The organism is Achromobacter sp. CSND-B12, from assembly GCF_052906545.1.
On the sequence record NZ_JBREGJ010000001.1, the window covers coordinates 6099740 to 6122315 of the forward strand.

Annotated in this window: 23 protein-coding genes; 18 read left to right on the plus strand and 5 right to left on the minus strand. The window is 68.5% G+C overall.

All coding sequences use genetic code 11. From position 1 onward, the window contains the following. The first annotated feature begins 112 nt into the window (after positions 1 to 112). The 7 genes from ACUTAG_RS28680 to ACUTAG_RS28710 all read left to right on the plus strand — a co-directional run bounded on the left by ACUTAG_RS28680 (position 113) and on the right by ACUTAG_RS28710 (position 7317). On the plus strand, positions 113 to 1717 hold the full coding sequence (locus tag ACUTAG_RS28680; protein ID WP_049050954.1) for an ABC-F family ATPase: 1605 nt from the start codon (positions 113 to 115) through the stop codon (positions 1715 to 1717). Between the two features lie 174 nt (positions 1718 to 1891). Beyond that, on the plus strand, positions 1892 to 3109 hold the full coding sequence (locus ACUTAG_RS28685) for an MFS transporter (protein ID WP_024068718.1): 1218 nt from the start codon (positions 1892 to 1894) through the stop codon (positions 3107 to 3109). Between the two features lie 112 nt (positions 3110 to 3221). Then, positions 3222 to 3992, plus strand: a complete 771-nt coding sequence (locus ACUTAG_RS28690; RefSeq protein ID WP_006388145.1) for an ABC transporter ATP-binding protein — start codon at positions 3222 to 3224, stop codon at positions 3990 to 3992. A gap of 72 nt (positions 3993 to 4064) precedes the next feature. Next, positions 4065 to 5063, plus strand: a complete 999-nt coding sequence (locus tag ACUTAG_RS28695) for an ABC transporter substrate-binding protein (RefSeq protein WP_006388146.1) — start codon at positions 4065 to 4067, stop codon at positions 5061 to 5063. After that, positions 5060 to 5833, plus strand: a complete 774-nt coding sequence (locus ACUTAG_RS28700; RefSeq protein WP_026383568.1) for an ABC transporter permease — start codon at positions 5060 to 5062, stop codon at positions 5831 to 5833. Before ACUTAG_RS28695 ends, ACUTAG_RS28700 begins: the two co-directional genes overlap by 4 nt. 8 nt (positions 5834 to 5841) lie before the next feature. After that, positions 5842 to 6657: a transporter substrate-binding domain-containing protein gene (locus tag ACUTAG_RS28705; protein ID WP_148319329.1), complete on the plus strand. Its 816-nt coding sequence runs from the start codon at positions 5842 to 5844 to the stop codon at positions 6655 to 6657. 72 nt (positions 6658 to 6729) lie between these two features. Then, on the plus strand, positions 6730 to 7317 hold the full coding sequence (locus ACUTAG_RS28710; RefSeq protein WP_006388149.1) for an IMPACT family protein: 588 nt from the start codon (positions 6730 to 6732) through the stop codon (positions 7315 to 7317). A gap of 33 nt (positions 7318 to 7350) precedes the next feature. On the opposite strand, the gene ACUTAG_RS28715 is transcribed toward ACUTAG_RS28710, so the two are convergent. Both ACUTAG_RS28715 and ACUTAG_RS28720 read right to left on the minus strand, forming a co-directional pair. After that, complete coding sequence (locus ACUTAG_RS28715; RefSeq protein ID WP_006388150.1) at positions 7351 to 7725, minus strand: thioredoxin family protein; 375 nt, start codon at positions 7723 to 7725, stop codon at positions 7351 to 7353. Between the two features lie 197 nt (positions 7726 to 7922). Next, positions 7923 to 8945: an LLM class flavin-dependent oxidoreductase gene (locus ACUTAG_RS28720; protein ID WP_020927468.1), complete on the minus strand. Its 1023-nt coding sequence runs from the start codon at positions 8943 to 8945 to the stop codon at positions 7923 to 7925. 378 nt (positions 8946 to 9323) lie between these two features. Between ACUTAG_RS28720 and ACUTAG_RS28725 the strand changes: the two genes are divergently transcribed. Beyond that, positions 9324 to 9680: a VOC family protein gene (locus ACUTAG_RS28725; RefSeq protein WP_020927470.1), complete on the plus strand. Its 357-nt coding sequence runs from the start codon at positions 9324 to 9326 to the stop codon at positions 9678 to 9680. Positions 9681 to 9764: 84 nt separating this feature from the next. Here ACUTAG_RS28725 and ACUTAG_RS28730 read toward each other — a convergent pair whose 3' ends face one another. After that, a complete protein-coding gene (locus ACUTAG_RS28730; protein ID WP_006388153.1) occupies positions 9765 to 11057 on the minus strand; it encodes an NCS2 family permease in 1293 nt (430 codons plus the stop codon). A gap of 108 nt (positions 11058 to 11165) precedes the next feature. Here ACUTAG_RS28730 and tsaD point away from each other — a divergent pair, with 108 nt between their 5' ends. Further along, positions 11166 to 12197 carry a tRNA (adenosine(37)-N6)-threonylcarbamoyltransferase complex transferase subunit TsaD gene (gene tsaD, locus ACUTAG_RS28735; protein WP_006388154.1) on the plus strand — a complete coding sequence of 344 codons (1032 nt, stop codon included), beginning with the start codon at positions 11166 to 11168 and terminating at the stop codon, positions 12195 to 12197. Positions 12198 to 12266: 69 nt separating this feature from the next. Here tsaD and plsY read toward each other — a convergent pair whose 3' ends face one another. Beyond that, positions 12267 to 12908 carry a glycerol-3-phosphate 1-O-acyltransferase PlsY gene (gene plsY, locus ACUTAG_RS28740; protein ID WP_006388155.1) on the minus strand — a complete coding sequence of 214 codons (642 nt, stop codon included), beginning with the start codon at positions 12906 to 12908 and terminating at the stop codon, positions 12267 to 12269. A 188-nt stretch (positions 12909 to 13096) separates the two neighbouring features. Between plsY and surE the strand changes: the two genes are divergently transcribed. The 9 genes from surE to rlmD all read left to right on the plus strand — a co-directional run bounded on the left by surE (position 13097) and on the right by rlmD (position 22096). Beyond that, positions 13097 to 13855 (plus strand): 5'/3'-nucleotidase SurE, encoded by a 759-nt coding sequence (gene surE, locus ACUTAG_RS28745; RefSeq protein WP_020927471.1) that lies wholly within the window; start codon positions 13097 to 13099, stop codon positions 13853 to 13855. Then, positions 13840 to 14664 (plus strand): protein-L-isoaspartate(D-aspartate) O-methyltransferase, encoded by an 825-nt coding sequence (locus ACUTAG_RS28750; RefSeq protein WP_026383565.1) that lies wholly within the window; start codon positions 13840 to 13842, stop codon positions 14662 to 14664. The genes surE and ACUTAG_RS28750 overlap by 16 nt, the downstream gene beginning before the upstream one ends. Positions 14665 to 14681: 17 nt before the next feature. After that, complete coding sequence (locus tag ACUTAG_RS28755) at positions 14682 to 15542, plus strand: peptidoglycan DD-metalloendopeptidase family protein (protein WP_024068722.1); 861 nt, start codon at positions 14682 to 14684, stop codon at positions 15540 to 15542. Continuing rightward, positions 15539 to 16318 carry a 3'-5' exonuclease gene (locus ACUTAG_RS28760; protein WP_024068723.1) on the plus strand — a complete coding sequence of 260 codons (780 nt, stop codon included), beginning with the start codon at positions 15539 to 15541 and terminating at the stop codon, positions 16316 to 16318. The genes ACUTAG_RS28755 and ACUTAG_RS28760 overlap by 4 nt, the downstream gene beginning before the upstream one ends. 167 nt (positions 16319 to 16485) lie before the next feature. Then, on the plus strand, positions 16486 to 17094 hold the full coding sequence (locus tag ACUTAG_RS28765) for a hypothetical protein (RefSeq protein ID WP_020927474.1): 609 nt from the start codon (positions 16486 to 16488) through the stop codon (positions 17092 to 17094). A gap of 361 nt (positions 17095 to 17455) precedes the next feature. Further along, entirely contained in the window at positions 17456 to 18208 is a 753-nt protein-coding gene (locus ACUTAG_RS28770) for a TorF family putative porin (RefSeq protein ID WP_020927475.1), read from the plus strand. A 156-nt stretch (positions 18209 to 18364) separates the two neighbouring features. Further along, positions 18365 to 19267, plus strand: coding sequence for a LysR substrate-binding domain-containing protein (locus ACUTAG_RS28775; RefSeq protein WP_024068725.1), 903 nt, complete (start codon positions 18365 to 18367; stop codon positions 19265 to 19267). A gap of 107 nt (positions 19268 to 19374) precedes the next feature. After that, on the plus strand, positions 19375 to 20544 hold the full coding sequence (locus ACUTAG_RS28780; RefSeq protein ID WP_054438389.1) for an MFS transporter: 1170 nt from the start codon (positions 19375 to 19377) through the stop codon (positions 20542 to 20544). Positions 20545 to 20590: 46 nt separating this feature from the next. After that, a complete protein-coding gene (gene rlmD / locus ACUTAG_RS28785) occupies positions 20591 to 22096 on the plus strand; it encodes a 23S rRNA (uracil(1939)-C(5))-methyltransferase RlmD (RefSeq protein ID WP_006388164.1) in 1506 nt (501 codons plus the stop codon). 66 nt (positions 22097 to 22162) lie between these two features. On the opposite strand, the gene cueR is transcribed toward rlmD, so the two are convergent. Further along, the gene (gene cueR / locus ACUTAG_RS28790; protein ID WP_006388165.1) at positions 22163 to 22555 is read right to left on the minus strand and encodes a Cu(I)-responsive transcriptional regulator; all 393 of its coding nucleotides are present in this window, start codon (positions 22553 to 22555) and stop codon (positions 22163 to 22165) included. Positions 22556 to 22576 lie beyond the last annotated feature (21 nt).

Here is a 22576-nt window from a genome sequence, read left to right on the forward strand (position 1 = left end):
GGCCCGCGCCGGGCGGTTTGCCATCCGGGCTTGGTACACTATCAGGTTTCGCCGCATGCCGGCGTTGTCGCGCCATCCTGGCGCCACATCCATTTCCCGCTGCTAAAACACTGTGATATCCACCGCCAATCTCACCATCCAGTTCGGTCCCAAGCCCCTTTTCGAGAACGTCAGCGTCAAGTTCGGGGAAGGCAACCGCTACGGGCTGATCGGGGCCAACGGGTCCGGCAAGTCGACGTTCATGAAGATCATCGGCGGCGACCTGGAGTCGTCGGCCGGCAACGTCTCGCTGGAGCCGGGCGTGCGCCTGGGCAAGCTGCGCCAGGACCAGTTCGCCTTCGAGGACCTGCGCGTGCTGGACGTGGTGATGATGGGCCACACCGAGATGTGGGCCGCGATGTCCGAGCGCGACGCGATCTACGCCAACCCGGAAGCGTCGGAAGACGACTACATGCGCGCGGCCGACCTGGAGGCCAAGTTCGCCGAATATGACGGCTACACCGCCGAAGCCCGCGCCGGCGAGCTGCTGCTGGGCCTGGAAATCGCCGTGGACCAGCACAACCTGCCGATGCGCGAAGTGGCGCCGGGCTGGAAGCTGCGGGTGCTGCTGGCGCAGGCGTTGTTCTCGAACCCGGACGTGCTGCTGCTGGACGAGCCGACCAACAACCTGGACATCAACACCATCCGCTGGCTGGAAAACGTGCTCAACAGCTACCAGAGCACGATGATCATCATCAGCCACGACCGCCACTTCCTGAACCAGGTCTGCACCCACATGGCCGACCTGGACTATGGCGAGATCCGCATCTACCCGGGCAACTACGACGACTACATGCTGGCCTCGACGCAGGCGCGCGAGCGCCTGGTGGCCAACAACGCCAAGGCCAAGGAACGCGTGGCCGAACTGCAGGACTTCGTGCGCCGCTTCGCCGCCAACAAGTCCAAGTCGCGCCAGGCCACCTCGCGCCTCAAGCAGATCGACCGCATCAAGGCCGAGCAGGTCGTGGTCAAGCCGTCGTCGCGCCAGAACCCGTACATCCGCTTCGAGCAGAACAAGGTCATGCACCGCCTGGCGGTCACGGTCGAGAACCTGTCCAAGTCCTACGACGCGCCCGTGATCCGCAACTTCTCGGCCATGGTCGATGCCGGCGAGAAGATCGCCATCATCGGCGCCAACGGCGTCGGCAAGACCACCTTGCTGCGCCTGTTGGCCACCGACCTGGCGCCGGACGCCGGCAGCGTCAAGTGGTCGGAAAACGCCGACCTGGGCTACATGGCCCAGGACGTGTCGGATCAGTTCCTGCAGACCGACATCAACCTGCTCGACTGGATGGGCGACCATCGCCAGCCGGGCGACGACGACCAGTCGATCCGTTCGGTGCTGGGCCGCCTGCTGTTCTCGGCGGACGACCTGCCCAAGGCGCCCAAGGTGCTGTCCGGCGGCGAAAAGAACCGCATGACCTTCGGCCGCCTGATGCTGGGCCGCCACAACGTCATGCTGCTCGACGAGCCGACCAACCACCTGGACATGGAATCGATCGAATCGCTGCAGTTCGCGCTGGAAAAGTACGAAGGCACGCTGGTGTTCGTGTCGCACGACCGCGAATTCGTGTCCGGCCTGGCCACGCGCGTGATCGAGATCCTGCCCTCGGGCGAGATCGTCGACTACCGCGGCGGCTACGAAGACTACCTGTCCTCGCGCGGCATCGAAGCCTGATACTCGGAGCCCGATGCCACGGGCCTGATATGCGGGCCTATGGCCCGGGCCTGCTGGCGGGCCTGACTCCCGGGCCAGGGCGGCGGGCTGGACGGCGTTCAGCCTGCCGCAATCCTGCTGGGCTATCATCCGGGTAAACCCTGGCCCGTTGCGCCAGGTTCCACCCAGTCTGCCATGCCTCCCACTCCTCATACCACGCCCGATGGCGCGCCCATCGGGACGTTCGCATTGACCGCGCGCATCGTCGCGATCGCCTTTTTCACCTTCATCTGTTATCTGGCCATCGGCCTGCCGCTGGCGGTGCTGCCGGGCTACGTGCATGACCAGCTCGGCTACGGCTCGGTGCTGGCCGGGCTGGCCATCAGCGTGCAGTATGTGGCCACGCTGCTGAGCCGGTCGCACGCGGGCCGCATGGCCGATACCGTGGGCCCCAAGCAGACCGTGGTGATCGGCATGGCCGCCTGTGCCGCCAGCGGCGTGTTCCTGCTGCTGGCCTACGCCTTCGAGCGCAGCGCCTGGCTCAGCCTGGGCGCCATCATCGTCAGCCGGCTGGCGCTGGGCTTCGGCGAAAGCTGGGTCGGCACTGGCTCGGCCACCTGGGCCATCGCCCGGGTCGGCCCGCTGCACACGGCGCGGGTGATTTCCTGGAACGGCATCTGCACCTACGGCGGATTGGCCTTGGGCGCGCCGCTGGGGGTCTACCTGGAGACCGAATGGAGCATGGGCGCGCTGGGCGGCGCCGTGCTGCTGCTGGGCCTGGCCGGCCTGGGGCTGGCGCTGGCGCGGGCCGCGGTGGCCATCGTCGGCGGCCACCGCATGGCCTTCAAGAGCGTGGTGCTGCGGGTGTTCCCGCATGGCATGGCGCTGGGACTGGGCTCGGTCGGCTTCGGCACGCTGGCGGCCTTCGTGGCGCTGTACTACGCCAGCTTCTCGTGGGAGGGCGCGGCGCACGCGCTCAGCGCCTTCGGCTGCGCCTTCATCGGCGTGCGCCTGCTGTTCGCGGGCACCATCACGCGCTATGGCGGCTTCAGGGTGGCGCAGGTGTCGTTCCTGGTGGAGGCGGCCGGCCTGGCGCTGCTGTGGCTGGCGCCCAATCCCGGCGCCGCGCTGGTGGGCGCGGCCCTGACCGGCTGTGGCTTCGCGCTGGTGTTCCCGGCCATCGGGGTCGAGGCGGTGGCGCGGGTGCCGGCGGGCAGCCGCGGCGCGGCGCTGGGGGCCTATTCGGCCTTCCTCGACCTGGCGCTGGGCGCGACCGGTCCGGTGGCGGGTTATATCTCCGGCGGTTTCGGCTATCCGGCGATCTTCCTGTCCGCCGCGGTGGCGGTGCTGTTCGGCTTCCTGATCGCGGTCGGCCTGCAACGGCATGCCAGCCGGTCGGGGGCGGCCGCTTGAAGTGGCTGTTTTATAACTCCAGGCATTAAGGACATGCGATATTTATCGTTTGGATTCATATAACGAATTGTTAGATTAGGCCCGTTCCCCACGCGCGCCCACGATTCGTTCCATGAACCTGACTTTCGACCACGTCCACAAGCAATTCGGCGACCTGCCGGTCGTCGACGGTTTCACCAGCGAATTCAAGACCGGCGAGCTGGTCGCGCTGGTGGGGCCGTCGGGCTGCGGCAAGTCGACCCTGCTGCACCTGGCGGCCGGCCTGGAAAAACCCACGCAAGGGCAGGTGCTGGCCGACGGCAAGGCCGTGAGCGGTCCGCATCCCAGCCGCACGCTGGTGTTCCAGGAGCACGCGCTGTATCCGTGGCTGACGCTGGAAGACAACGTGGCGCTGGCGCTGGAATTCCAGAAGACCCCCAAGAAGCGGGCCCGCGAGGCGGCGCGCCAATGGCTGGCGCGCGTCAGCCTGGCCGGCTTCGAACACTATTACCCGCACCAGGTGTCCGGCGGCATGCGCCAGCGCGCCGCGCTGGCCCGCGCCTTCATCGCGCAGCCGCAGACGATGCTGATGGATGAACCTTTCGGCGCGCTCGATGCGCTGACGCGCCTGGCGCTGCAGGACGTGTTGCGCCAGCTGATCGCGCAGGAAAAACCCACGGTGCTGCTGGTGACCCACGACGTCGACGAGGCGCTGTTCCTGGCCGACCGCATCGTGGTGTTCAGTCCGCGCCCGGCGCGGGTGCTGCGCGAATTCAACCTGGCCCATCGCGCCAAGAGCCACGACCTGTCCGACCTGGCCGCCGAGAAGCGCGAGATCCTGCGCCTGCTGGGCATCGCGGTCGACGGCGCGGCGGCGCATTCCGACCTGGCGCTGGCCGCCTGACCCTTTCGATTTTCCGGTTCACGGGCGGCGCCACCAGGCGTCGGCCATCCTCGATTCCCTGGAGCCTTTCCCATGAAATTCAAGCAATGGCTGTCCCTGCCGCTGGCCGCGGCACTCCTGGCCGCGGCGCCCGCCATGGCCGCCGAGAAATTCCGCGTCGGCTACCTGCGCGTGATGGACGACGCGCAGGCCATCGTGGCGCAGGAAGGCGGCTACTACAAGAAGGCCGGCCTGGATTCCGAGCTGATCGAGTTCAAGTCGGGCACCGACCTGATCAAGGCCATCGTCGGCGGCCAGCTGGACATCGGCGTGCTGGGCTTCACCAACGCCGTGGCCTGGGCCTCCAAGGGCGCGGACCTGAAGGTGGTGGGCGGCGCGCAGCAGGGCTACCACTCGCTGATCGTGCGCGACGATTCGGGCATCAAGGACATCGCCGGCCTGAAGGGCAAGACGCTGGCCTCGCAGGCCGAAGGCAGCACCGCCGACGTGGTGCTCAAGGGCGTGGTGCTCAAGCAGGGCAACCTGGCCGCCGACGACGTCAACGTGATGGGCGTGAGCCCGGCGGTGGCGGTGCAGTCGCTGGTGGGCAAGCGCGTCGACGCGGCCTTCCTGTTCGAGCCCTACGACCGCATCGCGCAACTGGTGGCGCCGGTCAAGCAGATCTACGAAGTGGGCCAGGCCTGGCCGTTCCCGTGCATGGTGGTGATCACCTCGGGCGAGACGCTGGCCAAGCGCAAGGACGACGTCTGGAAGGCGCTGGACGCGCAGAACCAGGCCATCGCGCTGCTGCAGAAGGAGCCGGCCCAGGCCTCCAAGCTGATCGCCTCGTACTTCATTGCCGAGCCCACGCTCAAGACCCTGAACCGTGGCGAGCTGCCGCGTGAGACGGTGATCGCCGAAGCCATCAGCACGCAGGTGTTCACGCCCAAGCTGACCGAGAAGGACACCAAGCGCATGCAGGAGATCGCCGACATCCTGCAGGCTCAGGGTTCGCTCAAGACGCGCGACGGCAAGCCGTATGACGTCTCCAGCATCGTCGACCTGTCCTGGCAAGAGGCTCGCAAGCTTTGAGCGCATCGACCCGTGTGACCGGCGCCCGTAAGCATCTGGCGGGCGTGCTGGGTGTGCTGTTCATCCTGGCGCTGTGGCAGGCGGCGGCGTTGGCCTTGCCCGACTTCCTGATGCCGGGCGTGCCCGCCGTCCTCGAACGCCTGTTCGAGGACCTGGGCAAGCAGTCGTTCCACCAGAGCCTGATGGGCACGCTGGGCCGCCTGGGTGCGGGCTACGGCCTGGCGCTGGCGGCGGGCATCGGCTTCGGGCTGGTGGCGGCCGTGCTGTTCTTCTTCCGTGAAGTGCTGCGCAGCGCCATCGTCATCCTGCAATCGATCCCGTCGATCGCCTGGGTGCCGCTGTTCCTGATCGTGATGGGTTTCGGCAGCACGCCGATCATCGTGGTGGTGGCGCTGTCGGCGTTCTTCCCGGCGGCGCTGAGCGTGATGAACGCCACCGAATCGGTGCAGCGCGTGCATGTTTCGGCCGCCCGCGTGATGGGCGCCACGCCCTGGGGCCTGGTCAAGCGCGTTTACCTGCCGGCTGTCATGCCCGAGCTGATCACCGGCGCCCAGCTGGCGTTCGGCAATGCCTGGCGCGCGCTGATCTCGGCCGAAATGCTGATCGGCTTCGGCAAGGGCCTGGGCCGTTCGCTGGCCTATTCGGGCGAGATCGCCGACATGACCGGCGTCATGACCAACATCCTGGTCATCGCGGTGCTGGCCGCGCTGATCGACCAGTTCGTGCTCGAGAATCTCAAGCACCGGCTGCTGCGCTACCAGTACGTGTGAGGCCCATCATGCGGCGCGGTCTGCGTTTCCTGGCCAGCCTGGCGGCCTTGCTGTCCGCCACCGGCGGCGTGGCGGCGGCCGACGGCCTGGCGGCCGCGCGCCAGCGCGGCGAGCTGGTGGTGGGCGTGCCGTACCTGGCGCCCGCGCCGGTGGCCGGCGCCAAGATCCGCACCCCGGAAGGACTGGATATCGCCATGGCCGAGAAGCTGGCGCAGGACCTGGGCCTGCCGTTCAGCCTGCGGCAGGTGGCGGTGGCCGACGCGGCGCGGCTGCTCGCCGCGGGCGAGGTCGACATGGTGCTGGCCGATCGGGCGCAGCCGGCCCAGGCGCTGCCCGGCGATCTGGCGGCGGTGGCCACCGGCTACGCCGCGCGTCCCAAGGCTGTGATCCGCAGCGATACCCGCATGCGCCAGGGCAGCGATGCCCGCGGCCGCAGCGTCTGCATGGCCGAGGCCGCCGTCGGCGCGCAGGCGCTGGCGCGGGGCTGGGGCGCGGTGGTGCGCACTTATCGGGTGCCGTCCGACGCGCTGGTCGCGGTGCGCGAGGGCAGCTGCGACATCGGCCTGATCGACGACGCGGTCTGGGAACCGCTGATGCGTTTTCCCGAATGGAAGAAATTCTCGGCCACGCTGCGCCCCGACGGCGCCCGCTCTGAGCGGGTCTGGCTGCTGCCGGCGGCCGATACGGCCACGCAGTCCTGGCTCGATGCGCGCATGCGCGAATGGGCGCGGGCCGACGCCTGGAAGGCCTTGACCGCCAAATGGGCCAGAGACGTGGCTTTCGACGTCTATCTGGACCAGGAAGTCGCCGACTGCCACGGCTGAGCCCGACGCGGCCCGGATCCGTCCGCAAAGGCCGGGCAGGCCGGTGGGGCGCGGCCCTTACAATGGCGGGCTATGACCACCACCTTGACCGCCGTCTGCTCGCACGAGGAAGACGTCAAGAAAAGCCGCTTCATCGCCCATGCCGCGCCCGTCGCCACCGTCGACGAGGCCATGGCGTTCTTCGCGGCGCACAGCGAGCCCGAAGCCACCCACAACTGCTGGGCCTACCGCATCGGCCAGGAATACCGCTTCAATGACGACGGCGAGCCCGGCGGCACGGCAGGACGTCCGATCCTGCAGGCGATCGAGGGGCAGGGCATGGACCGCGTGGCGGTGCTGGTGGTGCGTTGGTTCGGGGGCGTCAAGCTGGGCGCGGGCGGACTCGTGCGGGCCTATGGCGGCTGCGCCGCCAACTGCCTGCGCAACGGCCCGCGCACCGAGATCGTGGACCTGGCCACGGTGGCGTGCGCCTGCGGCTTCGCCGAGCTGCCGCTGCTGAAGTCGCGGCTGGCGCAGGCCGGCGCGGTGATCGTGCAGGAGGACTTCAGCGCGGACGGCGTGGCGTTGCGCTTCACGGTGCCGCGCGGCGCCGTGGCCGACCTGGAGATGACGGCGGCCAACATCACGCGCGGCCGCTCGGCGTGGGAACAATTGGCGTGACATGCGACAAGGGCCCCGAGGGGCCCTTGTGCGTCACGCGTCCTGGCTGTCCTGGGCCGCGGCGATTTCCTGGTGGACCTTTTCCATGTCGACTTCCTTGATCTTGGCGAGCAGCTCATTGAGCTGGCCGCCGGACAAGGCGCCGGGCTGCGAGAACAGCAGGACTTTCTCGCGGAACACCATCAGCGTGGGAATCGAGCGGATGCCCAGCGCGCCGGCCAGTTCCTGTTCCACGTCGGTGTTGACCTTGGCGAAGGTGACGTCGGGATGCTCGGTGGCGGCCTGCTCGAAAACCGGCGCGAAGCCACGGCACGGGCCGCACCAGGGGGCCCAGAAGTCCACGATCAAGGTGCCGTCCGGCGTGATGGCTTCCTGGAAGCTGTCTTTGGTGAGTTCAACAATACTCATTTTGGATCCTTGCCGCTGGCGCGGCGCAAAGTGTCGGTATCAGCGGCCCGGGGACGCCTGCCCCGGACCGGATGCGGCGACGCGGTTGCCGGTCCTGCCGGTCCATAGTAGAGCGGGGACCGGTCGCGTCGCAATGGTTGGCGCTGTGGCGAGCGCGGTCTGCGGAGCTTGTGGGGCCGGCGGCGGGGCCGCCGGCCTCACGCCGCGGTTGTTGTGGGTACGCCGTCGCGCTGCTTGAGCGCGGCGACGATCTCGAAGGAACGCAGGCGATCGGCGATATCGTAGAAATCGGACACGATCATGACTTCGTCGGCTTCCGTCTCGGCGACCAGGGCTTCCAGCCGGCGCTTGACGGTGTCGGGGCCGCCGACGATGGCGGCGCCCAGTCTTTGATTGACCGCCTCGCGCTCCCATTCGTTCCAGAGCCCGTCCATGCTGTCGACCGGCGGCTGCAACTGCAGGCGGTTGCCGCGCACCAGCGACAGGAACTTGAGCTGCTGCGTGGTGGACAGGCGCCGGGCCTCTTCATCGGTGGGGGCGGCCACCACCGGCACCCCGATCATGGCGTAGGGTCGGGCCAGCGTTTCGGACGGCTTGAACAGGTGGCGGTACAGGCGCATCGCCGCCATGCCCTCGGGCGAGAAGTGGCCGGCGAACGAGAACGGCAGGCCCAGTTCAGCCGCCAGCCGGGCGCTGAAATCGCTCGAACCCAGCAGCCAGATGGGGATGTCCAGGCCTTCGCCAGGGATGGCGCGCACCGGCTGGCCTGGCCGCGAAGGCGCGAGAAAGCCGCGCAACTCCTCGACCAGCGCCGGGAATTCCAGGCCGCTGCGCGGGCCGCGGCGCAGCGCGTGCTGCGTGGCGCCATCGCTGCCGGGCGCCCGGCCCAGGCCCAGGTCGATGCGGCCAGGGTAGAGGGTTTCGAGCGTGCCGAACTGCTCGGCGATGATCAGCGGCGCATGGTTGGGCAGCATCACGCCGCCCGAGCCGACGCGCAGCGTCGAGGTGTGCCCGGCGATGTGGCCGATCAGCACCGCCGTGGCGCTGCTGGCCACGCCGTTGATGTTGTGGTGTTCGGCCAGCCAGAAACGCTTGTAGCCGAGCCGTTCGACGTGCTGCGCCACCGCCACGCTGTTGCGGAAGGCGTCGGCGGCGTCGCGGCCCTGCACGATCGGGGCCAGGTCCAGCACCGAGAAGGGGATGCGGGCCAGGGTGCTCATGCGCGGCGCTCGCGTGGGCGGCGGGGACAGGTCGAATGCGGGGTGTGGCGAGGCAAGGTCGGCTCCATGGTCTTATATACATGGGGAGTGTATCGGCGAATTCAACCGCTCCCGCCAGCAACCATACGGGCCGGCGGGTTGATAGCCGGGCTCAATGATGACGATTTGCCGGGCGGCCCGCGACCCGGGCAGTCGTACCGGTATAGTGGTCACTTCGGCGCCGCAAGCATCGTTCCCGCGGCTCCAGGCCCAACCTCCGATCGCACCGTCGCGCCTGCGATTGCCAGCATGATCGGCAGCGTCTGGCCGTTTCGTTCAAGACGCGGCCACTCGAATCGGCGATGATGCGGTTTTCTTCGATATCCGCGGGAGATACGCATGGGCGCCACCGGCAATAACCACCAGATCGACAACATCGAATTCAACGTCGCCGACATCGCGCGCAGCAAGCGCTTCTATGGCGACGCCTTCGGCTGGTCGTTCACCGACTACGGGCCGACCTACACCGAATTCACCGATGGCCGCATCAAGGGCGGCTTCACCACCGGCGAGCCGGTGCGCCCGGGCGGGCCGCTGGTGATCCTGTACGCCGACGACCTGGCCGACGCGCAGCGCCGCGTGACGGCGGCGGGCGGCCGCATCAGCCGCGAGGCCTTCGATTTCCCCGGCGGCCGCCGCTTCCACTTCGCCGACCTCGATGGCTATGAACTCGCGGTCTGGACCGCCGTGGCCTAGCGGCGGGTACGCGCCGGCATGAAAAAACCGCCGCCTTCCGGACCGGAAGCGCGGCGGTTTTGCATGGGGCGCGTCTGGCGGACGTTATTCCGGGAAGAACGCGTAGCGGATGACGAACAGGATCGCCACCAGCCAGGTGGCCGGATGCACGTCGCGCACGCGGCCGGTAGCGGTCTTGAGCACCACGTAGCTGATGAAGCCGAAGGCGATGCCGTTGGCGATGGAGTAGGTGAACGGCATCACCAGCGCCGTCAACGCGGCCGGGGTGGCTTCGCAGACGTCGTTCCAGTCGATGTCGATCAGCTCGCGCATCATCAGGCCGGCCACGTAGAGCAGGGCGGGGGCGGTGGCGTAGGCGGGCACGGCGCCGGCCAGCGGCGAGATGAACAGCGCGGCCAGGAACAGCAGGGCCACCACCAGCGCGGTCAGGCCGGTGCGGCCGCCGGCCTGCACGCCCGAGGCGCTTTCGACGTAGGCGGTGGTGCTGCTGGTGCCCAGCATCGAGCCGGCCACGATGGCGGTGCTGTCGGCGAACAAGGCGCGGCCCAGGCGGTTGGGGCGCCCCTCCGGCATCAGGCCGGCGCGTTTGGCTACGCCCACCAGCGTGCCGGTGGCGTCGAACACCTCGACCAGCACGAACACCAGGATGACGTGCACGAATCCGGTGTGCAGCGCGCCCAGGATGTCCATCTTGAACAGCGTCGGCGCCAGGCTCGGCGGGGCCGCGAACACGCCCTTGAATTCGTTGTAGCCCAGCGCCATCGACAGCACCGTGACCACCAGGATGCCGATCAGGATGGCGCCGCGCACGCGCAGCGCGTCCAGCGAGGCGATGATGAAAAAGCCCAGGATGGCAAACAGCGGTCCCGGGGTGGTCAGGTCGCCCAGCGTCACCTTGGTGGCCGGATGCGCCACCACGATGCCGGCGCTGGACAGCGCGATAATGGCCAGGAACAGGCCGATACCGGCGGCGATGGCGCTGCGCAGCGAATGCGGGATGCCCTTGACCAGCCAGACCCGGATGCCCGAGATGGTCAGGACCAGGAAGATCACGCCCGAGATGAACACGGCGCCCAGCGCCTGCTCCCAGGTGTAGCCCATGGTCTTGACCACGGTGAAGGCGAAGAAGGCGTTCAGCCCCATGCCCGGCGCCATGCCGATCGGCCAGTTGGCGATCAGCGCCATCACCAGCGAGCCCAGCGCGGCGGCCAGGCAGGTGGCGACGAATACGGCGTTGCGGTCCATGCCGGTGGACGACAGGATGTCCGGGTTCACGAAGATGATGTACGACATCGTCAGGAATGTCGTCAGGCCGGCCACGATCTCGGTTCTCGCGGTCGTGCCGTGTTCACGCAGGTTGAATAGCTTCTCCAGCATTCTTATCCCCAGGGTGCTTGCAGGCTCGGTTTGTCGGAAGGGGGCTTGGCCGCCCTCGGTCATTTTGTAAACGGGCGTATTTTCGCATCAGTTGTAAACTCTGCCGCCATGATTATTCTCGGCTTTGAAAGCTCCTGCGACGAAACGGGCGTCGCAGCCGTCTGTACGGAACGCGGCCTGCTCGCGCACGCGCTGCACACCCAGATCGCCATGCACCAGGAATACGGGGGCGTGGTGCCTGAACTCGCCTCGCGCGACCATATCCGCCGCGTGGTGCCGCTGACGCACCAGGTGCTGCAGGAGGCGGGCCTGGAAATGTCGGACATCGGGGCGGTGGCGTATACGGCCGGGCCCGGTCTGGCCGGCGCGCTGCTGGTGGGCGCCAGCGTGGCGCAGTCGTTCGCCTGGTCGCGTCACCTGCCGGCCATTGCCATCCATCACCTGGAAGGCCACCTGTTGTCGCCGATGCTGGCCGACCCGCGGCCCGATTTCCCGTTCGTGGCGCTGCTGGTGTCCGGCGGCCATACGCAGTTGATGCGGGTCGACGGGGTGGGGCGCTACGAATTGCTGGGCGAAACCCTGGACGATGCCGCCGGCGAAGCCTTCGATAAGTCGGCCAAGCTGATGGGCCTGGGCTATCCGGGCGGACCGGCGCTGGCGCGCCTGGCGGACCAGGGCGATGCCGCGCGCTTCGACCTGCCGCGCCCCATGCTGCACAGCGGCGACCTGGATTTCAGCTTCAGCGGCCTGAAGACGGCCGTGCTGACCCGGGTCAAGGCGGCCGAGCAGGACGGCGGACTGGACGAGCAGACCCGCGCCGACCTGGCGGCGGCCACCCAGGCCGCCATTGTCGAGGTGCTGGCCGCCAAGTCGATCCGCGCCCTCAAGCAGACCGGCCTGCGCCGCCTGGTGGTGGCCGGCGGGGTGGGCGCCAACCAGCTGCTGCGCGCCAGGCTGGCCGCCGCGCTCAAGCCGCTCAAGGCACAGGCCTATTTCCCGCCGCTGTCGCTGTGCACCGACAACGGCGCCATGATCGCCTTCGCGGCGGCCGAACGGGTCAAGGCCGGGCTGGTGACCCTGGATCCCGATGCGCACGGATTTACCGTGCGGCCGCGCTGGGACCTGGCGGAGATTGGCTGAGCCGGGCAATGAAAAGGGGGCCGCGGCCCCCTTTTCATTTGTGCCGCGACGCCCGTACCGGCGCGCGGATCACTTTTTCTTGCCGCCGCCGATGCGGCTTTCGGTGCCTTGCACCAGGCGCGTGATGTTGGCGCGGTGGCGGTAGAACAGCAGCACGCCGATGATGGCCAGGGCAATGCCCATGGCCGGCTGGGCATACCAGGCCAGGCCGGAGCCGAACACGTAGTAGACCGGCGCGAAGAATGCGGCCACCAGCGAGGCCAGCGATGAATAGCGGAAGAACACCGCGATGATCAGCCAGGTGGCCGCCGTGGCGACCGCCAGCCAGGGCTGGATGGCGACCAGCACGCCCAGGGCGGTGGCCACGCCCTTGCCGCCCTTGAAGCCCAGGAAAATCGGGTACAGATGGCCCAGGAAGGCGGCCACGGCGACCGCGGCCAGCGGCCCGGGGGTGATGCCGGGCGCCAGGCGCTGCGCCAGCCAGACGGCGAACCAGCCCTTGGCGGCGTCGCCCAGCAGGGTCAGCGCGGCGGCGGTCTTGTTGCCGGTGCGCAGCACGTTGGTGGCGCCGGGGTTCTTCGAGCCGTAGCTGCGGGGGTCCTGCAGTCCCATCAGTTTGCTGACGACCACCGCGAACGGCACGGAGCCAATCAGGTAGGCCAGCAGGATGAGCGCCGCGGAGAACGCCAGGGAGGGTTCGGTGATCGCCATGGGTAAGGGGTCCGTTGTTGTCGTGCGTTGTCTCGATGGCTGCGGATTCTACCCCGGCGGCCCGGCGGGCCGGGTACGGGTAAGCGAGAGGCTGATCGGAACCGGGTTCGCCGACGGACATGCCGAGGTCCTCCTTGGACGGTACAATCCAGCGCGTCACCCGCGTTTTATTTTCTTTCGGATGCACAATGCGAATTCTGGTTTCGAACGATGATGGTTATTCCGCCCCTGGGCTCGAAGCGCTGGTCAAGGCGCTGCAGGGCCTGGGCGACCTGACCGTCGTCGCGCCCGAGACCAACCACAGCGGCGCATCCAATTCCCTTACGTTGAACCGGCCGCTGTCGGTGCGCACGGCGTCCAACGGCTTCATTGCCGTCAATGGCACGCCGTCCGACTGCGTCCATGTGGCCCTGACCGGGCTGATGGACGCGCGCCCCGACCTGGTGGTGTCCGGCATCAACAACGGCGCCAACATGGGCGACGACACGCTCTATTCGGGCACCGTGGCGGCCGCCAGCGAGGGTTACCTGTTCGGCATCCCGGCCATCGCCTTCTCGCTGGCCGAGAAAGGCTGGGAGCACATCGATTCCGCCGCCCGCGCGGCGCGGATGGTGGTCGAACGCCACCTGGCGCAGCCCTTGGCCGCGCCGGTGCTGCTGAACGTCAACATTCCCAGCCGCCGGTTCGAGGACATGCACGGCTTTCAGGTCACGCGCCTGGGCAAGCGCCATCCGTCGCAGCCGGTGGTGCGCACCACCACCCCTTATGGCGACCCGGTCTACTGGATCGGCCCGGTGGGGCAGGCGGCCGACGCCACGCCCGGCACCGACTTCCACGCGGTCGCGCAGGGCATGGTGTCTGTCACGCCGCTGCGGCTGGACCTGACCCAGCACAGCCAGCTCGACGAAATCCGGACCTGGGCGGAGCCGCTATGCGTCGACGCGTAAGCCAGCCGGACGTCTCCCAGGCGGTTCCCGGGCGGCCCAGCCCGGTGCGCTACGACTCGGGCCGGCTCAGCCCCGGCGTCACGCCGGCCAACAGCAACACCCGGGTTTCGGCCGCGACCCTGCAAAGCCAGGCCAAGGCGCCGACGCCCGCGGCGGGCGGCAACCTGGGGCTCAATTCGGATCGCCTGCGCCAGGCCATGGTGCAGCGCCTGCGCGCCCAGGGCGTGACCGACGAGCGCGTGCTCAACGCCATGGCCGCGGTGCCGCGCCACCTGTTCGTCGACGAGGCCCTGGCCAGCCGCGCCTATGAAGACGCGGCCCTGCCGATCGGCCATTCGCAAACCATTTCGCAACCCTGGGTGGTGGCGCGCATGATCGCCGCCATCTGCGAAGACCGCACCCCCACCCGCGTGCTCGAAGTCGGCGCCGGCTGCGGCTACCAGGCGGCGGTGCTGGCCCAGTTCGTGCGCGAGGTCCATTCCATCGAACGCATCCGCGGCCTGTACGAACTGGCGCGCGAACACCTGCGCGCCTTGCGGCTCACCACCCGCATCCGCTTGATCTATGGCGACGGCATGCTGGGCCTGCCCGGCGTGGCGCCGTTCGATGCTATCGTTGTGGCTGCCGCCGGCCTGACCATCCCGCAGGCGCTGCTGTCGCAGCTCGCGCCGGGTGGACGCCTGATTGCTCCCGAAGGGGGCTCGAACCAGCGCCTGGTGCTGATCGAACGCACGGGCGCGGCCAGCTGGAAACGCACTGAATTAGAGGCCGTGCGCTTTGTGCCGCTGCGTGCCGGAATACAATCTTGAGCAAACAGGAGAAACGTATGCTCAACGGGCAGTTGCAACTGACCGATATGAACCTCGGCGTGTCCATGACGCGCCTGCGCCGCCCGGTTTTCGTGGCCGGCGTCCTCAGCCTGGCCATCCTGGCCGGCTGCGCATCCAAAGGCACGCGCGCGCCGGTCGTCGACCTGGCCGGCGGCCAGCCGTCCGCGGCCGCCCAGCCGGGTGGCAGTTATGTCGTCAAGCCGGGCGATACGCTCTACAAGATCGCGCGCGCCAACAACGTCGATATCGAGAACATCAAGCGCTGGAACAACCTCAGCGATCCCAACCAGATTTCGGTGGGGCAAGTGCTGAAGATGTCCGGTTCGTCGGGCGGTGTCGCGCAACCCGCGCCCATTGCCAGCAACAAGGCGCAGCCGCGCCCGCTGGACCAGCCGGCCGATACCTCGGGCACCGCCACGGCATCACTGCCGCCGCCCGCGCCCGCTCCCACGCCCGCTGAAACCAAGCCGGCCACGCGCGCGGCCGACGCCGGCGTGATCAACTGGGCCTGGCCGGCCGGCGGGCAGATCATGCAGGGCTTCAACAACAACAGCAAGGGCATCGACATCGCCGGCGCGCTGGGCGACCCCGTCACCGCCGCGGCGGATGGCAAGGTCATGTACAGCGGCAACGGTGTGCGCGGCCTGGGCAACCTGATCATCGTCAATCACCAGAACGGCTTCATCACGGCCTACGCGCACAACCGCACGCTGCTCGTGAAGACTGGCCAGGACGTCAAGCGCGGCGCCAAGATCGCCGAGATCGGCCAGAGCGACACCACTTCGCCGCGCCTGCATTTCGAGATCCGCCGTCAGGGCACGCCCGTGGATCCGATGCAGTACCTGCCCGCCAAATGACGCCTACCCTGGTATTCGACCTCGAGACCATTCCCGACGCGGATGGCCTGCGCAAGCTCAACGGCTGGAGCGCGGACGTCCCCGACGCCGAAGTGGTCGAGCGCGCGCTGACCGCGCGCCGCGAGGCCGTGGGGCATGATTTCCTGCCGCTGCACCTGCACAAGGTCGCGGTGGTGGGCTGCGTGTTCCGCGACGACCAGGGCTTTCGCGTCAAGACGCTGGGCCAGGCGGACGATCCGGAAGCCGCCTTGCTGGCCGGCTTCTTCAAGACCATCGAGCGCTACACGCCCAAGCTGGTCAGCTGGAACGGTTCCGGCTTCGACCTGCCGGTGCTGCACTACCGCAGCCTGATCCAGGGCGTGCCCGCGCCGCGCTACTGGGACATGGGCGAGGAAGACCGCGATTTCAAGTTCAACAACTACATCTCGCGCTATCACTCCCGCCACACCGACCTGATGGACCTGCTGGCCAAGTACAACGGCCGCGCCAACGCGCCGCTGGACGAGCTGGCCAAGCTGTGCGGCTTTCCGGGCAAGCTCGGCATGGACGGCAGCAAGGTCTGGGAGGCCTGGAGCCAGGGCCGCGCCGACGAGGTCCGCGCCTATTGCGAAACGGACGTGGTCAACACCTGGCTGGTGTATTGCCGCTTCCGCTTCCTGCGCGGTGAACTCGACCGCACCGCCTACGACGCCGAGATCGCGCTGGTGCGCGACACGCTGACGGCCAGCGAGGCGCCGCACTGGAAGGAATACATGGCGGCCTGGGACGCCAGCTGAGTGGCGCGCGGTTGGCGCGACAGGCTCGACAGACGGGGTCCGCTGGGCCCCGTTTTCACGTCCAGCACTGGCGCAATCGACTGAAACATAGCTTGCGGGGGCGAAACCTGGATGAAACCGGGCCGATCGCACAATGGCCTCGCTTTCTTCACTTTCAGGAGACCTACATGTCCCGATTCGCACTCCGCTCCAACCTGGCCGCGCTTGCCATGGTCGCCGCCGCCGGCGGCTTGCTGGCCGCTCCCGTCATGGCGGCGGCGCCCGCCGACGGTGGCCCCGCCGCCATGCACGAAGGCCATCGTGGCGGCGGCTTCCACAAGGGCATGCGCGACGGCCTGTGGATCCCGGGCCTGGGTCCCGTGTCCAAGGCGCAGCTCGACCAGCTCAAGCTGGATGACAAGCAGCAGGCCCTGGTCAAGACCGCGCAGGACGGCCAGCGCAGCCTGCACGAAGCCATGCGCGCTTCCGGCGGCCAGCGCCACGATCTGCTCAAGGCGCAGCTGGACAGTGGCAAGCTGGACCCGCGCGCGCTGCTCGAGCAGTCCGATAAATCGCGCGATCAGTTCGGCACGCAGGCCAAGCAGGTGCGTGACCAATGGCTGGCCGTGTGGGACAGCCTGAACGACGCCCAGCGCACCCAGGTGACCCAGATGCTCAAGGAGCGCCAGGCCAAGATGCAGGAGCGCCACGCCCGCATGGAAGGCCGCCATGGCAAGGGTCCGGGCAATGCCCCGGGCGCCGTGCCGCCGCCGCCGGCCGCGCCCGCCGCCAATTGAGGAGGATCCGGCCGGACGGCCATGCCCTCCGGCTCCGCCCCTGCCGGCGCCCCAGGTGAGGCCGCGCCCGCCAACCCCGTCCCGCCAGCCCGCGGGGCGGGGTTTTTCTTTGCGTGCCCCGGACCGCGGCGCGCAGGCCCCATTTTGAGGCGGCCCCGCCTGTGCACGTGGCGCGGCGCACCGCGATGGTGCGCAGCGCCGCGCGGATTCAGCGCGGCGCCAGTGTGCTGACACGCAGATGAAACCTGGCACGGACATTGCTTGAGGAAAGGTGAGCCGGTTACCTGCCGTTGCAAGACCGGCCTGACGGATGCGCCCATGGCCTTCCTCCTCTCGTCAAATCCGATCAGGACACCGCACCATGAAGAAGACGTTGCTAGCCTTGCCCGTTGCGCTTGCCGCTTGTTTCGTTGCAACGGCCCAGGCCGAACCCACCGACCTGGGCGGCGGTTTCTCGCTCAGCGGCAATGCCACGATCGCCAGCGACTACCGCTTCCGCGGCTATTCGCAGACCGACTTCCGGCCGGCCGCACAACTGGGCTTCGACCTGAACCACAGTTCCGGCTTCTACCTGGGCAACTGGAACTCCAACGTGTCCAGCTTCGTCTTCACCGACGGCAACCTTGAAATGGACTTCTACGGCGGCTGGAAGGGCGACGTGGGCGGTGGCTTCACGCTCGATGCCGGCGTGCTGCACTACTACTATCCGGGTTCCAGCTCGCCCAAGGGCGGCAACTACAACAACACCGACCTGTACCTGGCCGGGACCTACGGCAACTACACGCTGAAGTACTCCTACACGCCCAGCGACTTCTTCAGCACGCCCGACAGCAAGGGCACCTGGTACCTGGACGGCACCGCCAACTTCGACCTGGGCGACGGCTGGGGCCTGGTGGGGCACCTGGGTTACCAGAAGCTCAAGAACCAGGTCAACATGGACGGCGATTCCATCAGCCATTACGTCGACTACAAGCTCGGGGTGACCAAGGACCTGAAGGGCTGGGTGCTGGGCCTGGCGGCGGTGGGCGCCACCAAGGACAACTGGCTGCCGACCAAGTACGGCCATCCGTCGGGCCGCCTGGGCGCGGTGTTCTCGGTGTCGCGCTCGTTCTGATTCCCATCCGTGGCGGCGCCCTGACCGGCGCCGGCTTTGGGGGGCTTGATGGAGACTGCCCGGCGGGCCGTCTCCGGCAAGTCCCCCTTTTTTCCGGGGGCGGGCGCGGCCTGGTAAATATACTGGGCGCTTCATCGCCAGACGCCAGATGCCCCAATGATCGAAACCCGCCTGTTGCGGCAATTCATCGCCGTTGCCGAAGAGCTGCACTTCAACCGCGCCGCCGAGCGCTTGCACATGGCCCAGCCGCCCTTGAGCCAGGCGATACGCCGCCTCGAACAGGAGATCGGCTCGGCCCTGTTTGAGCGCAATAACCGCAGCGTGGCGTTGACGCCCGCGGGTGCCGCCTTTCTCGAGACGGCGCGCGGCACCTTGGCCGCGCTGGAGGAGGGCGTCGCGCACACGCGCCGGGTGGCGCAGGGCATGGCGGGGCACTTGACGCTCACCTTCCTCAATATCGCGCCCTATGCCGAACTGCTGCGTGCCTTGCGCGACTATCGCCGCGATACGCCGGCGGTCGCCTTCACGCTGCGCGAGGCTTCGACGCGCGAGCAGGTGGCTGCGCTGGAAAGCGGCGCGGCCGATGTCGGCTTCCTGCGCACGCCCGGCACGACGACGCCGGATCTATGCCTGGAGCCCATCCTGCGCGAACCGATCGTCGTGGCGCTGCCCGCGGGCCATTCGCGGGCGGGGCAGGACGCGGTTGCGCTGGCGTCCCTGGCGGACGAGGCGTTCGTGGCGTCGCCGCGGGCGTCGGGCCAGGGCTTTCACGACCAATTGGTGCAGTTGTGCCGGACCGCGGGCTTCGCGCCGCGGATCGTGCAACATGGCCGCCAGTTGCAGACGCTGGTGGCGCTGGTGGCGGCGGGCTTCGGCATCGCCATGCTGCCGGCGTCGTTGGCGCTGCCTGACCGGTCCGATATCGTGTTCCGGCCATTGCTGGCGGACGCGCCGGATAGCCTGCTGCAACTGGAGCTGCTGATGGCATGGAACCATGTCCGCGTCTCGCCGGTGAGGGATCGCTTCATCGACGCGATCCGGCGGGCCATGGTCGGCTGAGAAATAAGACAAAAAACGTCTCACTGAACCATAAACAAGATATTTTACGAACCGCATCGCGATCCCTAAGCTCAGAGGCATCTTCCTTTTCCGAGTCCGGGGTCGCGATGCCTGCCGCCGTTTACCTGTTTTCCCTTTGCACGTTTGCCTTTGGCCTGTCCGAGTTCGTGGTGGCCGGGCTGGTGTCGGCCATGGCCCATGACCTGCTGGCGCCGGTCCAGGCCGTGGGCGGGGCGGTCGCCGCCTATGCTCTCGGCGCTGCCGTGGGCGCACCGTTCCTGACCGCATTGGCGGCGGGATGGCAGGACCGCCGCCAGCTGGCGCTGGCGATGGCGGCGCTGACGATCGGCAGCGCCGCCATCGGCCTGGCCTCGACGCTGAGCGGCGTTCTGGTCCTGCGCTTCGCGGTGGGCCTGGCGCATGGCGTCTTCATGGCGGTGGCGTCGGATGCCGCGACGCGCCTGGTCGGCCCGGCGCGCGCGGGCAGGGCGCTGTCGCTGGTGTGGCTGGGGCTGACACTGGCATTGGCCGTCGGGGTGCCGCTGGGCACCTATCTCGGCAGTGTCTGGTCGTGGCGTGCCGTGTTCCTGGCGATGGCGGCGCTCGGGCTGCTGGGCATGGGCGGCCTGCTGCTGCTGATGCCGCCGCGTCCGCCTGCGGGCCAGGCCGCCGGCGCGGCTGCCGCGCTGCGTGCCCTGCGGCACCCGCAAATGCTCATGACGGCCGGCGTGGGCGCCCTGGTCAGCGTTGCGGTGTTCGCCTTTTTCACCTTCATTTCGCCTTATCTGCTGCAGGTGGCGTCGGCCGATGCGCGCTGGTTGAGCCTGGCGATGCTGCTGTTCGGCGCGTGCACGGTCGGCGGCAATCTGCTGGGAGGCTATCTGGCCGATGGGCCGGCGCCCGATCGCAATGCACAGAGGGCGTTGGCCGCGCTGGCCCTGAACCTCTGCGGCCTGTTCCTGCTGCGGCATTCGCCGGTCGCGGTGGCGGCGTTGGCGGGAGGGCTGGGGCTGTGCTTTTTTGCCATCGTCACGATGCTGACGCTACGGCTGCTGGCGTTGGCGCGGCGCTATGTTCCGGCGTCCACGGCCGCCGCGGCCGGCTTGAACATCGCGTCGTTCAATCTGGGGACGGCCTTGGGTGGCGCGTTGGGCAGCTTGGTGATCGCGGCGGGAGGCCTCGCCGGCCTGCCGCTGGCGGGGGCGGCGGCGGCCGTGGTCGCGGCGGCGGCGCTGCGCTGGCAGGCGGCCAGGACCCCGCTGAGGCATGCCGCCTGATTCCTCTTACAATGCCGGGTTGCGTGAATTTTCTGGACTGCGTGAGATGTCTGACGTTTTGAGTATCGAATCCCTGGACCTGGAAGCCCGGGGTATCGCCCGCCGCGATGGCAAGGTCGTGTTCGTGGAAGGCGCCTTGCCCGGCGAGCGGGTCACGGCGACCACCGTGCGCCGCAAGCCGTCCTATGAAATCGCGCGGGTCGACCAGGTCATGCGCCCGTCGTCGCAGCGCGTCGCGCCGCGCTGCCCGCATTTCGGCGTCTGTGGCGGCTGTGCCATGCAGCATCTCGAACCGTCCACGCAGGTGGCGATCAAGCAGCGTTCGCTCGAAGACACCTTCTGGCACGTCGGCAAGCTGCGTCCGGCCCGCATCCTGGCGCCGCTGCATGGCCCGACCTGGGGCTACCGCTACCGCGCCCGCCTGTCGGTGCGCGTGGTGCCCAAGAAAGGCGGGGTGCTGGTGGGCTTTCACGAGCGCAAGAGCAGCTACGTGGCCGACATGCGCGAATGCCACGTGCTGCCGCGCCACGTCAGCGACCTGCTGATGCCGCTGCGCGCCATGATCGCGTCGATGTCCGCGCCCGACCGCCTGCCGCAGGTGGAAGTGTCGCTGGGCGACGGCGTGACCGCGCTGGTGCTGCGCCACCTGCTGCCGCTGACCGACCACGACATCGCCGTGCTGCGCGCCTTCGCCGACAAGCACGATGTGCAATGGTGGCTGCAGCCCAAGGGCCCGGACACGGTGCATCCGCTGGTGCCCGAGCATCGCGACGCGCTGACCTACACCATGCCCGAGTTCGGCCTGCGCATGCCGTACCGGCCGACCGACTTCACCCAGGTCAACCACGCCATCAACCGCGCGATGGTGTCGCGCGCGCTGCAATTGCTGGAAGTGCAGCCGACCGACCGCGTCGCCGACCTGTTCTGTGGCCTGGGCAACTTCACGCTGCCGCTGGCCACCCAGGGCCGCGAGGCCGTGGGCGTGGAAGGCAGCAAGGCGCTGACCGACCGCGCCCATGAGGCCGCCGCGCGCCACGGGCTGGGCGAGCGCACCAGTTTCGCCACCCTCAACCTGTTCGAGGTGGACGTCGAATGGCTGCGCGGCCTGGGCTTCTTCGACCGCATGCTGATCGATCCGCCGCGCGAAGGCGCGCAGGCCGTGGCGCAGGCGCTGTCGCAACTGAAGGCCGAGGAACGCCCGCGCCGCATCGTCTACGTGTCCTGTAATCCCGCCACGCTGGCGCGCGACGCCGCCATCATGGTGCATGAGGGCGGCTACCTGCTCAAGAGCGCCGGTGTCATCAACATGTTCCCGCACACCGGGCACGTGGAGTCCATTGCCGTGTTCGAATCGCTGGATGCCGAGGGCGTGCGCGAAGTGCAGGAGCGCGCCCGCCAGCGCGCCTTGCAGCAGGCTGCCGAGGCGGCGGCCGCCGAAGCGGAAAAGGAAGCAGCGGCTGCCGAGAAGGCCGCGTCCAAGCAGGCGGCCACCGAGGCCTACCACGCCCGCGTCGCGGCCGAAGGCGAGGCGCCGGCGCAAAGCCAGGCGTGAGACCCCGACCCGGCGTGGACCGGGCCGCATGCAAGAAGGGCAGGCCGGTTGGCTTGCCCTTTTTTCTTAGTGGGAGCGCCCCAGGTCTTCCAGGATGGGGCAGTCGGGTCGATCATCCCCGTGGCAGTTGTGCGCCAGGTGCTTGAGCGTGGCCGCCATGTCGCGCAGGGCGCAGGCCTTGCGCTCCAGTTCGGCCACGTGTTCGAGCGCGATGCGCTTGACGTCGGCGCTGGCGCGGCTGCGGTCGCGCCACAACGCCAGCAGCTCGTTCATCTGCTCCACCGAGAAGCCCAGGTCGCGCGCGCGCCGCACGAAGCGCAGCGTATGCAAGTCATGCTCGCTGTAGACGCGGTAGCCCGAATCCTTGCGCAACGCCGGGCCGATCAGGCCGATGCTTTCGTAGTAGCGGATCATCTTGGCGGAGATGCCGGATTCCTGGGCGGCTTGTCCGATGTTCATGTGAGGTCTCCTGGTTGGCTG

Bases quoted from the DNA above. Each gene is read 5' to 3' on its own strand.
- ACUTAG_RS28685 (WP_024068718.1), top strand. From the start codon at position 1,892: ATGCCTCCCACTCCTCATACCACGCCCGATGGCGCGCCCATCGGGACG.
- ACUTAG_RS28690 (WP_006388145.1), top strand. From the start codon at position 3,222: ATGAACCTGACTTTCGACCACGTCCACAAGCAATTCGGCGACCTGCCG.
- ACUTAG_RS28695 (WP_006388146.1), top strand. From the start codon at position 4,065: ATGAAATTCAAGCAATGGCTGTCCCTGCCGCTGGCCGCGGCACTCCTG.
- ACUTAG_RS28705 (WP_148319329.1), top strand. From the start codon at position 5,842: ATGCGGCGCGGTCTGCGTTTCCTGGCCAGCCTGGCGGCCTTGCTGTCC.
- ACUTAG_RS28710 (WP_006388149.1), top strand. From the start codon at position 6,730: ATGACCACCACCTTGACCGCCGTCTGCTCGCACGAGGAAGACGTCAAG.
- ACUTAG_RS28715 (WP_006388150.1), bottom strand. From the start codon at position 7,725: ATGAGTATTGTTGAACTCACCAAAGACAGCTTCCAGGAAGCCATCACG.
- ACUTAG_RS28720 (WP_020927468.1), bottom strand. From the start codon at position 8,945: ATGAGCACCCTGGCCCGCATCCCCTTCTCGGTGCTGGACCTGGCCCCG.
- ACUTAG_RS28725 (WP_020927470.1), top strand. From the start codon at position 9,324: ATGGGCGCCACCGGCAATAACCACCAGATCGACAACATCGAATTCAAC.
- ACUTAG_RS28730 (WP_006388153.1), bottom strand. From the start codon at position 11,057: ATGCTGGAGAAGCTATTCAACCTGCGTGAACACGGCACGACCGCGAGA.
- tsaD (WP_006388154.1), top strand. From the start codon at position 11,166: ATGATTATTCTCGGCTTTGAAAGCTCCTGCGACGAAACGGGCGTCGCA.
- plsY (WP_006388155.1), bottom strand. From the start codon at position 12,908: ATGGCGATCACCGAACCCTCCCTGGCGTTCTCCGCGGCGCTCATCCTG.
- surE (WP_020927471.1), top strand. From the start codon at position 13,097: ATGCGAATTCTGGTTTCGAACGATGATGGTTATTCCGCCCCTGGGCTC.
- ACUTAG_RS28750 (WP_026383565.1), top strand. From the start codon at position 13,840: ATGCGTCGACGCGTAAGCCAGCCGGACGTCTCCCAGGCGGTTCCCGGG.
- ACUTAG_RS28755 (WP_024068722.1), top strand. From the start codon at position 14,682: ATGCTCAACGGGCAGTTGCAACTGACCGATATGAACCTCGGCGTGTCC.
- ACUTAG_RS28760 (WP_024068723.1), top strand. From the start codon at position 15,539: ATGACGCCTACCCTGGTATTCGACCTCGAGACCATTCCCGACGCGGAT.
- ACUTAG_RS28765 (WP_020927474.1), top strand. From the start codon at position 16,486: ATGTCCCGATTCGCACTCCGCTCCAACCTGGCCGCGCTTGCCATGGTC.
- ACUTAG_RS28770 (WP_020927475.1), top strand. From the start codon at position 17,456: ATGAAGAAGACGTTGCTAGCCTTGCCCGTTGCGCTTGCCGCTTGTTTC.
- ACUTAG_RS28775 (WP_024068725.1), top strand. From the start codon at position 18,365: ATGATCGAAACCCGCCTGTTGCGGCAATTCATCGCCGTTGCCGAAGAG.
- ACUTAG_RS28780 (WP_054438389.1), top strand. From the start codon at position 19,375: ATGCCTGCCGCCGTTTACCTGTTTTCCCTTTGCACGTTTGCCTTTGGC.
- rlmD (WP_006388164.1), top strand. From the start codon at position 20,591: ATGTCTGACGTTTTGAGTATCGAATCCCTGGACCTGGAAGCCCGGGGT.
- cueR (WP_006388165.1), bottom strand. From the start codon at position 22,555: ATGAACATCGGACAAGCCGCCCAGGAATCCGGCATCTCCGCCAAGATG.